We start from the raw sequence: 13,978 nt of genomic DNA on the forward strand, positions 1-13,978 counted from the left end.
TAGTGGTGAGCGATCATTCTTTGGCTTACCATCAAATAAGCGAATCCATTTGGATACAAGATTTGTATTCAATCCATGTTGCAAAGCGACCGAAGCAATTGAAACGTCAGGTGCTTTACAAGCCTGAACGATCTGCTGTTTAAATTCAGCACTGTATGTTCTTCGTTTTTTCGCTAGAGATGCGATGGATGTCTGATTATTTGTCGTCATAAATTTAAGTCCCCACTTGTTTTTAAGTGGGGACTAAATTAAGGCTTATAGGATGAATTCATAAGGTGTGTTCAGCGGACGCTTACTTTGTTCTTTAATGTGATTGCCAAGCGTTATGAAAAAGGCAGTACGATATTGACGAGTAACTTACCCTTTAGCCAATGGTCTAAGTCATTTGCGGATGATGTTACGTTGACCGCTGCGATGTTAGATCGGCTATTACATCACTGTCATGTGGTACAGATATCGGGTGAGAGTTATCGTTTGAAGGATAAAAAAAGAATTGGGATTCAGCCCCAGGTTGAAACTTAATACGAGATCAAAGGGGTCAATTTTACTTTGCCATTTGTAAGGTAAAAGGGGTCAATTTTAGAATGCCGTTGACATGCCTTTGGCATAAAGGGATAGAATTTGGCTATCCATTTGCGTGATACGAGTCTGATTCTTTTTAATTAGCTGTGGTTCAAATGTGCCATCACGATCTCGTGGTGTGGTGATCTCAATCTCACCATCATCGCTCAGCACGGTCTTACTGGAATAACCGTTACGAGCATTTGAACCGTTCTTACGAGCATTCTTTTCATGTCCGAGATGTTCGGTAAGTTCGGCATTGAGAGCCGTTTCAACAGTGAGTTTAGTCAACAATCGGGTGAATTGATTGAGATCGTCTTCTGTTTTGATTCCTTTAGCAAATTCTGCTGCAAGGTCTTTTAGTTTTTGTTCGTTCATCATGTTGCCTGACTCCGTTGTGAATATGAACATAGCAAATTCAGGCAATTACACAATTTAATTTACAGTCTCTATGTAAATAGAATAGCTGTTTAAAGCTATTCTGTTTACAATTACTAAATCTTATATCATTTAATAGAGGTTTTTAAATTCACTCACTTTTATCTAGTATTTCAAATTGATCTGGATAGTAAAATTGTTTCCATCGTTTCATATAGATATCACGGTTTAATAAAGTTACCTCATCTGTATGATTTTCTTTTTCTGAAAGATCCAAACCATGCCCTATATGAACTCCACCTAAGTCATTTAAAATATAACGATTATGGAAAGCATCACTCTGATCAGTTTCCTTAATCTGATAAATTGTTATATTTAAGTGTTTAGCATTATTTTTTAATACTCCCATTAACTGTCTTTTTATATGATCAACCCTAGGTGAACAGTTTTCTCTATTTTCTTTATAATAAATTTTTACTAATGGTAGAGATGAACTATTTCCAAACAGATTAAGAATCTTACCGATTACAGTAATAGCATTTTCTTTCCAGGAATACGCATCAACGATGATTAAATTTTTCTCAGTTGAATTAATGAAATTAGACATTTTTTCTAAAAAATCTTTTGTAGTTCTACTAAAACTTATTTGTGATGGTAAATTCCATAGTTGCGAGTAGACTACGTTTTCTGGAGGTAACCACTCTAACACCTCCAATTTATTTGATGTCACTATGGCCTTAAAAGGGCTTATATTGTGTGATTGAATGACTTTTTCATGCCATTCATCTCCTGAAAAAATTTCTGATGCTCTAATAAACATCCCTGCCTTATCCAAGTATTCACATAAACGATCTAAACGACTTATGATATTCTGATCTGTTATTTCATATCTTAATTTTGCCAAACCACTAATAAACTTTCTTTTTTTCTGACTAGGGAAAGTACTAAAAAATCGTGGAGTTCCTATTCCAACTCCATTTAAACTTTCCAACCAAGTTGCAGTATCTTCACTTTCTAGCCACTTTAAGATGACTTTTGGATCTAAAGCATATTCGTAAATCATTACATTGCCTCATCCAATCTTTCATGAAAGAACCCATTTGGCCAAGGATCTGTAAATTCACCATCTGCATCCATACGGATACATCTAACTTGCACACCATCTTTTGAAGGCTCTAAATAGTTAATAACCACTTCTTTAGGACTAAATGCTTTTAATCCTATTGGCAATTCATTGTCTGTGTTTTGCCTAATACGTCTTCTGAGACGCAAAATCAAATGCTCACTATGCGTTTCAATTAAATAATTTACATGCTCCGTATTTTGACTTAATAAATCACCTATAGCCACTTGCACACGTGGATGCAAATGAAGCTCTGGCTGTTCACATGCAACTAAACCGCCTTTTTGTGTAATTGCTGCAACGATTAATGGCATCAACTGAGAAACACCAGTACCGATTTCATTTGGCTGTACTTGAATGCCATTTTGCTCATCCCAAATACGATACTCTTCGTTTACGCTATCATTTACATCAAGATTTAAAAATTCAGTTGTGGCTAATATTTCTAGGCGTTGAGCTTCAATTTTTCTAAGCTCTATTTCTAGTTCCAAAATTATCTCATGATATTCTCGGCCTTTAATAATATTGCTAAGGTCACTATCCTTATCCAAATCATTTAAAAGGGCTAAACTTTCTAAATCTTCTGAATTTTTCTCAAAATCATTTTTAGCTTTAATTTCTGTTAGGATAGATTTTAAATTTTCCTCTTTTTTCTCAAGCTTACGGTATTTCTTAATAATTGTTTTATGTTCGAAGTCTAACTTAGACTCTTCTTCATTATTTGGATCGATTACACGGTTTTCAATCATGGAAATACGATCTAAAACCATATTCATATCATTTATACGTTTGTCACTCAATTGCCATCGAATCGCTTCATCCATTTCAGATGATAAATTTTTGAAACTTTCCACCTCAGAAATTGATTTCTGAAAATTAAAGGTTTTAGATAATTTAGCAGATATACCATAACCGAGATTTAACTTATCTTCGTTAGACATCCAATCATGAATTTTCTTAAGCTCTGTAAAAGAAGCTTTTTTCAGCATGCTCCATGCAGCTGATCCATCGTACCAATCAGATTGTTCAATATATGGCAACGGTTGATAGTTTGCATCTGGAATCTTACGTATTGGTCCAATACAAAGGCTTGAATTCAATAAATTCAATAAGTTATCCAGTGGCGCAACTAAAACATCACTTAATAACTCAGTAATAATTTCATTATGTTTAACTGTCTCTAAATCTAAGTTAGTTCTAACTTTTTTACCTATTTTTGGTAAAGCGCCAATTTCAGTATCAATAGATAAAATATTATGCAATAGATCATAGTCTTGATGATCTCTAATTGAGATCATATTTCTGCGATCTCTATCTTGTGAGTTTACAAGTTCATGTAATGCACTTACAAAATAGTCATTACTTGAGAACTGAATAGATAAGTTATCTCCGGCAATATCCTCAGGCTTGATACCATATTTATTCATACGATATTTTAAACGCTCTGCAAAATACTCAATAGCAATATTTTTCTTTTCTTTTGGATCATCAGCCTTTTCTAATAACTTAGAATAATGAGCACATAATTTTCTATCAAACTCTAAATCATCCTCGTCTTCTTCTTCAGTTTCATAGACATCTACACCATCTAGAATCAAACGATTATATGGATGTAGATTAGCTTCTGAATCTTTCTGAGCTTGCAACCATTCATCGTGGTTCGCTGGCAAAAGTAAAGGATGGATGTAATTAAGAAAAGTTAGAAAAGCTTGCTTAGGGCCAGAACTAGTAACTTCTGCAATCACATCTCCATCGAATTCGACTCGATAAGTTTTGATATAAGCAGTTCTTTCAAACTTATGCCAAGCAATCTCAAATTCCACGGCGATTGTGCGTGCATCGATAATTGGACTGCTAAGTTGAATATCTAGCTCTTCGCTCAATAATTCATACAGGTAAGCATAACTACTCCCAATTGCATCCCCTTTATCATATTCAATTTTAAGGGTGATATTTGTGTCCAAATCACGTTTATGCACCAAGTTCTCAAAACCACCAATGTACTTTTTATTTAAAGCATCTAAGTACATTGGATTGCATTGCCCTTTTTCAAGAATTTGCTGTACATAGAACAATGCTTTGAGCACAGTACTTTTGCCCACACTGTTTGGACCAAAAAGTAAGGTTACAGGTGCAAAATCAATCGTTTGAGTTTGCTTGAATGCTCTAAAATTGGTGAGAGAAATCTTGGTGATTTTCATATTTTTACTTTCACTCTTTATTCTTAAAATGGTAAATCTGGATCATGGTGATACACTGCTTGCTGCTTAGGCTGAACATTCAATTGCTCAAACCAAGCTGACCAAGCCTGTGTATTAAATTCATCTACCCCATCATCCTCATACACCTGTAAATCCACTTTAGGGATTAATTGTGGAAAGGCATCACTGAGTGCTGTAATCATTGCTGTTCGAATCAAAGCAATATAATAAGCACGATCTGCATTTGGAATGTGTACTAAAAACTCGTCATACAAAGGACAGACCATTTTCATCGTTTTCTTGGTATCTGATTCAAAGATATGAATCAGTGCCTTCTTAAACACACCCGCTGCTGTGCTTTGAATTGGGAAATTAAAGAACCAATTTTTTTCCCAATTTTGTAAGTATGCCGATTTATTACGTGATGCAACTGTTGCACGGTGTAGACCAAACATATTATTGATAAAGCCATGCTGCTGTCCAAACTGGATACAGCGTTGTCGCATTTCCTCAATTTTAGGATAACGCACCATTAATCGTTGTCTAATCTCTATGATTTCATTTTGACCAATGCCCATCATCTTAATCAGATTTTGATCTGTAATACCATATAGTAATCCCAAGAAAAAGATCTTTGCATTATCACGCGTGAGATCAGTTTCGTCAGCTAATTCCTGATAAATGTCAGATTCATTATAGTCCGTAATGAGTTGTTCATCTTGAGATAATCCAGCCAAGATCCCGAGCTCAATTTGCCCATAATCGAATGAATATAACTGATGGTCTGGCATAGTCGAAAAAATAGAACGGAATACTTTAGGGAATGACAAAATTGCAGGTTTTTTCGCTGTACATCGACCTGTCACCGTCCCGATGATTTGGTACTCTGGATGGATGACTTCACGGTTGGAACGTGCAAATTCTGAAATCACGGCCCCTGCTCGATTGAGCTTATCGAGCATTTGTAATTGCTGTACAACAGGATCATCTTTTTGTCTTTTGATAATACCATCTAAGTCTGTTTCGCTATTGGTGTTTAACAAAAGTTCATAATGATATTTATCTTCAAGATATTTTTTCACTTCATGACTGTCTGAAGCAAAGACCCCGACTTCTTTTTGTACATTAAAATTAATTGCATTACGTGTCTGCTCAATCTTTTTCGCAAATGTTTGAATCCGTTCCGAAGGAAGATAAAGCCCTGTCTGTGCATATTGATATAAAGCCAATGCAAAAGGTAACTCAATCGTTTTGTAGAGCTGATGGAAATACGGACGGCTAAGCGCTTTATCAGCAAGCTCTTTGAGTTTCTCTAAAGTCGCCATATCTACATTCAAAGCATCCGCTTCAAGCTGTACAGGTAGCAGATCATCCGGCAGAATATCTTTATACTGTTTATGATCTAAACCAAGGAATGCCATTTTATATAGAATTTTGACATCAATAATAAAGTCAAAGTTTTTTAGGCGACTAAACTGCATTCTCTTGCTGGTTAACGCATTATATACATCATAGACATAGAGTTTTTTAACACCATCTTTTTGTTCAATAATGATGTTTTGCGCTTCAAACTTGTCCACGCGTGCAGGTTGCATTTTACGCTTTAAGAAATTCTCAAATGCAAAGTTCTCAATCGAAACCGTTTTCTTACAGCCACGACATTCTGCCTTGGTTCTTTGCTCTTTCTTTATATTGATATAAGCATCTTCTAAACCACAATGTGGGCATGTTCCCTTAAATCCGCCATGACTCGAACAACACGATGCACAGTTGGTGCAGAAATAAAACTTTCTAAATGACAATGGTTCGTATGGTGTGCAGCTATATCGAGATATGCGACTATCGATTAAGTCCATACAAGAAATACAATGCGTGATTTTAACCACATGGGTATATTCATGGCATTTTTCATTTGAACAATGCCAATAGGTTGCCGAATATGCCATTTGCCCCATAGAGTTCTGCGAGTGTTCCGACACCACAAATGGACTTGCACATGCTTTACATTGCAAGCGCTCTAAAATGCTATTCCATCGGTTCAGGCTCGCAATACGTCGTAAAACTTGGTTATTGTCACGTCCTTTGCCATGTAGTAGCGCTGGATTAAAGTTTACATAATGTAAGAGCCGATAAAAAACACTCTCATTTAAGAGGTCTGATGTACAGGCATGACAGCCATGTCGTCTACACATGACGTTACGCGTGCGGGTTTCTTCTTCCTCAGTTTTGAGTTGGGTAATATCAATGCTATTTTTATCAACTTCTGAAAGAAGTGTTTTTTCACCGTTAATAATGACGTATTCCAACGTTTCTTTCTTGTACCACTCCTTGCCTTCACAAAAACTTTGTGGAGATAGTTTTGGTTTATAAACGGGATATTTGGGATTGCTATATTGTGGCTTTGGGATTTCAAACGCACAATTTGCAAAAATCGTATAGTCAATTTTTCTTAATTCTTGTTGCTCACTATGCGCAACAAATAAATTTTTGGTGTAATTTTCTATAATTTTATTGAGGTCATAGATTTGTAAGCTACGTTGCTGGAGCTTATATCGAATGATCTCCAACATACACGCGACATGATGGAATTTAAGTTCTCGTGCATAGGTATAAAACTCATCAAAACGACTAAATTCATTTTGTGGCAGACACGATAAAATATAGTCTACATATCGCTGTTCATCCGAGATTAACTGATAAACCGACTCAAAATTATCTTCTGCCAATTTGTTGGCTAAATCATTTCGGATATTCAGTGGAAATTGCAATAAGGTGTTATACCACTGTGTTTGATCCTGCGGTAATTCTGCAATAAACTTTTCAGCAATTTCATCGTTATACAGTGTTGCTGGATGAGCCAGTACCATTTCACGCCATAAATGGTGTTTCGGTATGTATTCATTTAAAAAGCTATATTGAACTTCAAGCTCTAGGTCATTAATTTCATCCACATCGAGTGAATGACTGGCAACCAGTTTGATGGCAAAGTTGAGTTTATTAAAGCCCTTATGCGTTGCATATTTCGCTAAAAATTCAAGGTCTTTTGGTCGGTCGATATTTTGTTTTAAAAATCTAATCAGTAAGCTTTCTGGTAATACTTCTTCTGCTTCGATTAAATAGGCATGTGCATATGAATTACTCAGCGCACGATGATCTAAAATCAGCCTGTTCAGCAAACTTCGATTGGCAAAGATGTTTTGGTAAACCGCATCCTCATATTGCTGTTTTAGCAGTAGTGTACATACTTGATCGAGTTGTTTGGTATAAACATCCGCTTTGGTTGCATAAGAGAAAATGACATAGAAAAACTCTAAAAAACTGCTAATCAGCGCGGTATTTTTGGTGTCAAAAAGTTCTTCTAAACTGCAATGTGCAGTGAGATCTAAACGATCCTCACAGCGTGTTGAGGCGGTATAGTTGAAGAAAATGAGTTCGCCAGTTTTAAGTTCGGCTTGGTCTTTACCTGTATGTAAATAATAGCGTTCTGTGCCTTTCACTGAACGAATGTTATAGCCCTGTTCTGAGCGCGTGCGAGAGTGAATCCAACCGACATTGACCCGATAATCAGTGACATTGAAGTATTGCTGTAATTGGCGACTTAAAGCTTTTACGGCTGTTTGATTGGTATCTTTATGATGGATATATTGGATTAACATAGATAAACCTATTCCTTTAAAACACGGAATAATTAGTACGCTGTTGGCTCAGACCACAGAGAGATCAGACGTTTTGGAAATGGTAAGCCGTCATTAACTTCCATTTCATGAAGTTCTGTGAAGCTGGCAATATTTTGAATGCTTTCAGCCAAAACGTAGCTCATACATTTAAACTGTGGATATTGATTTTGCTGTTTGGTTTTGATGCTACCCTGAAGCATGATGTTTTGATTAGGTTCGAGATTATTCAGGTATTCGTCAAAGTGCGATGGTAGAACAACATAGTGTTGTTCTACTTGTGTTTTCTGATTCCCAAATTTGTCCTTCCAACCCTCTTCTGTTTCCACGATCAGATAATTTAAAGTAGTCTGATCGATTTGAAGGGTTTGAATGTCTTTGATCTTAGCTAAGAGAAAGACTCGGTTGACTGATCGATTAAATAGTTGTTGCACTGACATTTAAAGCGTTCCATTAAATGCTTTTTGCTGTAAGGCTTTAAACAATTCATTATTTTGAACTAATTGCTTTTCTAACTTCAGTTTATGGTCACGTATAGCATGAACTTTTTTAGTGAATTGCTTTTGTAAATCACTTGGTGGAATTGGTAATCGAATCGATTGAAATTCTTTAGCATTGATATTTGCCATACCGATAATACTTTTACACATGCTTTGAAGTGTAGATTTACCCCAACTGGAATTTAGGAAACCTGATATATACTCAGGCATATATTCAGGAAGTGTTCTTCCTCTAACTAGATACCCAGCATAAGCCATTGGCTCAGGGCCATTGTAAACAGCAGTTTTACCAACTAACTCTTTACTATTCGTTCTGTTAAACAATATATCCCCTTGTTTAACTAAATATTTTTCATCAGCTTGGTCGGCAGTTATATACTTTAAGTCAGCTAAGTACATCTCACCTGAATAAGTAATATTATTCATACGTAAAATAGGCACTTCACCATCTAGGGTTGCTTTGTCTGATGAACCATATTTTACTGATTCCAACATGTCACCAATTTTTCCAATCTTCCAACCTTTTTCATTTTTGATTGGATCCCCGAACATATCAATAAACGTTGCTTGTAAAAGCTCATCTAGCTTTGCGATTGCCTGCTGACGTTTTTGACGGATTTGATCGGCTTTATCTAAGATTGAAGCAATTCGACGTTGTTCTTCTAATGGAGGAAGAGGGATTTTTAAGTTTCTTAAATTACCAAGAGAAACAAACTTCTGAGTTCCACCTCTTGAAAGCTGAGATAATTGCTTAAGCGCAACATCACTATTTAAAAAATGGTAAAAATAGCGATTATAGATTTTATCTTTTTGATTAAATTTAAACAGTGCGACATTCTTAATTGAAAAAATTTTATCAGTATCAACAATTACAGGATTACCAATAGTTCCAATCATGGCATATAAAATATCACCTTTTTCTACGAATGATCGCTTCGAAAAATTATTATGATCATCTTCAGTAATGAAATTACATTCTGAAAAATCCAAGGAACCGTTTTTTAAATTTTTCGAAGTTACTAAAGGTATGCCATTTGAAACAAAATCAGGAGAGTCATGAGTACCATCTCTGATATCCATACAAGTATTTGCAAGAACAAATGGATATTTCGTCATTACAACAACTCCTCAAGCTCATTCATACCTTGAAGAATTTCATTTTCTAACTGTTTCAGTTCAGCCAAAATCGTTTTTGGATCCGCATATTCAACCGTTTCATACACCACTTCTTTATAACGGTTAATCGAAAAATCAAACTTATTGGCAATAATATCTTTGGCATCAACCACAAAAGCTTTTTTTGACTTATCACCAAATGTCGTTTTAATTTCTTCAGCAGAGGCATTATTCAACACAAGCTGACGATAAGCTTTCCACTGTGCAACTACATCAGGTAAATCATTCGCGCCCTCACCACTCAGTGGTGTACGCTTATCATCTAAAGAATAGCCATCCGCCTGAACATCATAGAACCAAACACGCTCAGTCGAACCGCCTTTCGTAAACAGTAAAATCGCAGTACTGACACCCGCATACGGCTTAAACACACCGCTTGGTAAGCTTATAATGCCCTCAAGTTGGTTGTTTTCAATCATGCTTTTACGCAGTTGTTGGTGCGCACTCGAAGAACCAAATAAAACACCGTCAGGCACAATCACAGCCGCACGACCGCCCAACTTTAAGGCACGTAAAATATGCGCCACAAAGAGCAGTTCAGTTTTCTTGGTTTTGACCATTTTCAGCAAAGGCGGATTAATGTTGGATTCATCCAAACTGCCTTTAAATGGTGGGTTTGCCAAAATCACATCAAAGAAATTTTCTTCTTGCTGTGGATAATGCTCTTTAATCGACTTGTTTAAACTGTCTTGGTACAAAATATTGGCATTGGTCACACCGTGTAATGCCATATTCATACTCGAAACACGGAGCATGGTGCTGTCAAAGTCGAAGCCCCAGAACATATCGTGATTGATATGATCCATATAGGGCGTCAGCAAGTCACCAAGATAATTGTTATTGCCATCTTCATCGACAACCACGCCGTATTCACTTGAATGTTGGCGGTTTAAATATTCACGGGTCCGTGCCAAAAATCCTGCTGTACCACAAGCAGGGTCACACACGTTTTCTGTTGGTTGCGGATCCATGATTTCAATCATGGTATCAATCACATGGCGTGGTGTACGGAATTGACCATTAATCCCTGCGGTGGTCAATTTACTCAGTAAATACTCGTAAATATCGCCTTTGACATCACTTTGAATCAACGGCAATTCATCGACCATTTTCACCGCAGACACCAAGACCGATTCATTTTTAATTTCTAAATCGGCATCTTGCATGTATTCGCTGATACTACTAAAACCTTGCTCTGTCGATCTTTTGCTGCCTAACTCTGCAAAAAATGGAAAAACTTTGCTTTTTAAGTGCTGATGTAATTCTTTGCCGCTTAAATTTTTAAAGTTTTTCCAGCGTAGTAACTGACCTTCAGGTGTTTGTGGGAACAAACGTCCTGTCACCGTCAACCCTTTGGCTGCTTTATTGTCGGCAACGTCTTCTTGCATATCCAACATACGGGCAAACATCAAGTAGCTGATTTGCTCAATCACGGTTAAAGGATTGGTAATGCCTCCGGTCCAAAATTTTTCCCAAAGTTTATCAATATCGTTGCGAATAGATCCAGTTAGCATAGCAATTCCAATAACAGCAAAGTTTTCATCAGTTTAATCGAGCGAGGGCTTTAAATTAAGCAATCCGCTGCTCAGGTGGTTGTTTTTTAACAAAAGGTTTCATCACATGGATGAGATCTGTTACATCATCCGGTGTAAACAGACCATCTAGACTCTCAGGATGAACCCCTGTAAAAGGTGCTTCATATAATTTATCAATAATGATACCGCCATTTTGAGAAATGTAAGCTTGCAATAAATTGAGGAATTGCACTTGTCGAGCCGTCAATTGTGGATGGTTGTATAAAAACTCTCTAAAGTGCTGCTCCACCGCCTTAGGATCTAAACCGACAATATCTTGAATGGTCAGATGCAATTCGGCTGCGGTACGACCATAAAATTTATTTAAAACGTCAATTTCAATATTGGGATGTTCCGACAAGACGGTTGAGGTCAACATCTGCAATTCACCCTCTTCCACGGGTTGTTGCTGGCGAATTTTTTGCAGAACTGTATTGCTGTCAATCATTTGATCGAGAATCTCTTTCAGCTTTTTACGGTACAGCATAGCTTCGTTATTACTGAGTGAAATTTCCTTTTCAATGATCTGAACTTCACCATCTTGGGTCGTTGTCGTTGGTGTATCCCAAACTCCGCCTGTGGTATTGGCTTGTTTAAACTGCATCAATAATCGCAACTCTAAACGCAGTTGTTCGAGAGTGCTAACCGTCATATCTGACCAATAGGCTTGAGTTTGTACTGCCTTAATTAATTCAGCTTTCTGTCGTACCGCCTGAATATTGACTGCCAAAGAGGAGACTTCCGTCAAGATTTGTGCCTTATAGGTATCATAAGCACTTGATTTACGAATCAAACTTTCTTGAGTCAATGCAATCAGCTTATCAAACGCAATCGCCTCTTTTTCTTTGAGTACTCGTGCATCCATTAATGGTGCAATTTTATCCAATAAAATATGCTGAGTAGCTGCACTAAACTCTATAATTAATTGAGTTTGTTGTAACTGATGCACAATCCGTAAATGTTTTTTAACCGAGATGCTGTCGTTAGGTAAATCATTGATATCCGCAGCCAGTAATTTGGTTGCAATGTCAAAACCATCGATATCGCTATGGACTAAAGCCGCTTTGGCAAAATCCAAACGAGCCAAAAAGGTCGATTGTAATAAAGATACCGATTTCACATCTTCAGGCTCTTCATATTCTTCTTCAAAATATTTAAAGTTGCCATAATGGTCGAAAATTAAAAATTCTTTTTTATCCTTCCCTAGACCAAATAGATTTGGGCAAAGACGTGTACCACGACCAATCATTTGCCAGAATTTCACCCAAGACATGACCGGTTTTGCAAAGACCAAATTGACCACTTCAGGAACGTCAATCCCTGTATCAAGCATATCGACTGAAATGGCAATTCGAAAATCATTATTCGGTTCTTTAAACTCTGTAATCAGGTTATCTACCTTGTGAATCTTGTTATGAATCACCTTACATACCCGCGCACCATACTGAGGATAAAGCTTACAAAACAGTTGTTCTAGATGCTCTGCATGATCTTGGCGTTGCGCAAAAATGATTGTTTTACCAATTAAACTTCCGGTGGCATCTTTAATGCCATTTTCCATCAGATTTTCTAAAATGTGGGTATCAGTGGATTCACTAAAAATTTTCTTGCCAATTTGACTGCCTTTAATAGTGGTCTGTTTGGCAATCTCTTCACCTAAATCAGCCTCAAGCTGTTTCTGTTGCTCTTCAGACAATTGATTATAGTGGATACCATCACGTAAAAATTCAGTGGTGACATCTTTGACTTTAAACGGCACTAGATACGGTGGTTCGTTTTCAATGGCTTTGTCCAAACCAAATTCAAAGGTCGGTTGCGTATCAGTACAGTCAAACATTTTAAACGTGTTACGACTAATAAACTTAACTGGTGTTGCTGTTAGACCGACTTGTAGCGCATCAAAATAGTCGAATAGATCTTTATAACGATTATAAATACTGCGGTGACTTTCATCGGCAATGATTAAATCAAAGAACCCCACATCGAACTGGGCAAAGCGATTCATCATGCCTGGATAAGTTGCAATATAAATACGAGAATCTGTGGGTACTTTATTTGTTGCGCCAATCACACAACGTGGTTCACTCCTCAAGAAGTCCTTAAAAGCATCATCTGCTTGTTTACGTAATTCTCGACGATCACATAAAAATAAAATACGCTGAGCCCAATGTTCACGAATGAGTAATTCCGACAAGGCAATTGCTACACGGGTTTTACCTGTACCTGTGGCTTGAATGATTAAAGCTTTACGACCTTGATCTTGAAATTTACGGCTTAAGGTTTTAATGGCTTCAATTTGATACGGACGCTCAACAATGGATAAGTCCGGATTATTACGCTCTAATTCTTTGTTGGCATATTGATGTTTAAAGCGTAAATTCTCCAAGCTTTTAAAACTATAAAAACCATAAATTTGGCGATAGCTGCTATATCGTGCATCGTCCCAAATATAGGTTTCATAACCATTACTATAAAAAATGACTGGACGCTTAAAGTGTACTAGCTCAAACCTGATCTGACAGTTACCCATTTTTTATTGTGCCTGTCAGGTTAAATTTGAGCTAAATTTTTCTCAGCCCAAATCCGTTTTCCATCAAGTAAAGTTTCAAGTGGTGTACGACCACAGCACATTTTTCCTTGATGAGTCCGTTCAGTATTATAGAATTTCAGCCAATCGTCTAGATCAACTTGTAATTCTTCCAATGAGCTATAAAGCTTCTTCCTAAACGTAATTTGATAGAACTCCTGCAAAATCGTCTTATGGAAACGCTCACATATACCATTTGTTTGC

General features: G+C 36.8%; 9 protein-coding genes and 2 pseudogenes. 1 reads left to right on the plus strand and 10 read right to left on the minus strand.

The window, feature by feature from the left end; translation table 11 throughout:
• A partial coding sequence (locus tag BJN41_RS12600; protein ID WP_141730377.1) for a transposase occupies positions 1 to 210 on the minus strand: 210 nt, incomplete at its 3' end.
• 87 nt (positions 211 to 297) lie between these two features.
• Here BJN41_RS12600 and istB point away from each other — a divergent pair.
• Positions 298 to 522 (plus strand): annotated as a pseudogene (istB, locus tag BJN41_RS14940) (IS21-like element ISAba8 family helper ATPase IstB); the annotation flags it as partial.
• 66 nt (positions 523 to 588) lie between these two features.
• On the opposite strand, the pseudogene BJN41_RS12605 reads toward istB, so the two are convergent.
• From BJN41_RS12605 to BJN41_RS12645, 9 genes and pseudogenes are all read right to left on the minus strand, one after another.
• Positions 589 to 939, minus strand: a pseudogene (locus BJN41_RS12605) (transposase); the annotation flags it as partial.
• 151 nt (positions 940 to 1,090) lie between these two features.
• Positions 1,091 to 2,002, minus strand: coding sequence for a hypothetical protein (locus BJN41_RS12610; RefSeq protein ID WP_070155591.1), 912 nt, complete (start codon positions 2,000 to 2,002; stop codon positions 1,091 to 1,093).
• Positions 2,002 to 4,263 (minus strand): AAA family ATPase, encoded by a 2,262-nt coding sequence (locus tag BJN41_RS12615; RefSeq protein WP_070155593.1) that lies wholly within the window; start codon positions 4,261 to 4,263, stop codon positions 2,002 to 2,004. The genes BJN41_RS12610 and BJN41_RS12615 overlap by 1 nt, the downstream gene beginning before the upstream one ends.
• 23 nt (positions 4,264 to 4,286) lie before the next feature.
• The gene (locus BJN41_RS12620) at positions 4,287 to 7,919 is read right to left on the minus strand and encodes a DNA polymerase (protein WP_070155595.1); all 3,633 of its coding nucleotides are present in this window, start codon (positions 7,917 to 7,919) and stop codon (positions 4,287 to 4,289) included.
• Between the two features lie 32 nt (positions 7,920 to 7,951).
• A complete protein-coding gene (locus tag BJN41_RS12625) occupies positions 7,952 to 8,377 on the minus strand; it encodes a single-stranded DNA-binding protein (protein ID WP_070155597.1) in 426 nt (141 codons plus the stop codon).
• Positions 8,378 to 9,553 carry a restriction endonuclease subunit S gene (locus BJN41_RS12630; protein ID WP_074964475.1) on the minus strand — a complete coding sequence of 392 codons (1,176 nt, stop codon included), beginning with the start codon at positions 9,551 to 9,553 and terminating at the stop codon, positions 8,378 to 8,380.
• Entirely contained in the window at positions 9,553 to 11,127 is a 1,575-nt protein-coding gene (locus BJN41_RS12635; protein ID WP_070155599.1) for a type I restriction-modification system subunit M, read from the minus strand. Before BJN41_RS12635 ends, BJN41_RS12630 begins: the two co-directional genes overlap by 1 nt.
• Positions 11,128 to 11,182: 55 nt before the next feature.
• Entirely contained in the window at positions 11,183 to 13,717 is a 2,535-nt protein-coding gene (locus BJN41_RS12640) for a DEAD/DEAH box helicase family protein (RefSeq protein ID WP_070155602.1), read from the minus strand.
• 20 nt (positions 13,718 to 13,737) lie between these two features.
• The coding region (locus BJN41_RS12645) for an integrase core domain-containing protein (protein ID WP_141730354.1) at positions 13,738 to 13,978 on the minus strand (241 nt) is incomplete at its 5' end.

It is taken from the genome of Acinetobacter towneri (assembly GCF_001758345.1).
In the GTDB taxonomy this organism is placed as follows: Bacteria; Pseudomonadota; Gammaproteobacteria; order Pseudomonadales; family Moraxellaceae; genus Acinetobacter; species Acinetobacter towneri_A.

What these genes read in the sequence shown, in the direction of transcription:
- BJN41_RS12635 (WP_070155599.1), bottom strand. Translation starts at nt 11,127, where the DNA reads ATGCTAACTGGATCTATTCGCAACGATATTGATAAACTTTGGGAAAAA.
- BJN41_RS12615 (WP_070155593.1), bottom strand. Translation starts at nt 4,263, where the DNA reads ATGAAAATCACCAAGATTTCTCTCACCAATTTTAGAGCATTCAAGCAA.
- BJN41_RS12610 (WP_070155591.1), bottom strand. Translation starts at nt 2,002, where the DNA reads ATGATTTACGAATATGCTTTAGATCCAAAAGTCATCTTAAAGTGGCTA.
- BJN41_RS12625 (WP_070155597.1), bottom strand. Translation starts at nt 8,377, where the DNA reads ATGTCAGTGCAACAACTATTTAATCGATCAGTCAACCGAGTCTTTCTC.
- BJN41_RS12620 (WP_070155595.1), bottom strand. Translation starts at nt 7,919, where the DNA reads ATGTTAATCCAATATATCCATCATAAAGATACCAATCAAACAGCCGTA.
- BJN41_RS12640 (WP_070155602.1), bottom strand. Translation starts at nt 13,717, where the DNA reads ATGGGTAACTGTCAGATCAGGTTTGAGCTAGTACACTTTAAGCGTCCA.
- BJN41_RS12630 (WP_074964475.1), bottom strand. Translation starts at nt 9,553, where the DNA reads ATGACGAAATATCCATTTGTTCTTGCAAATACTTGTATGGATATCAGA.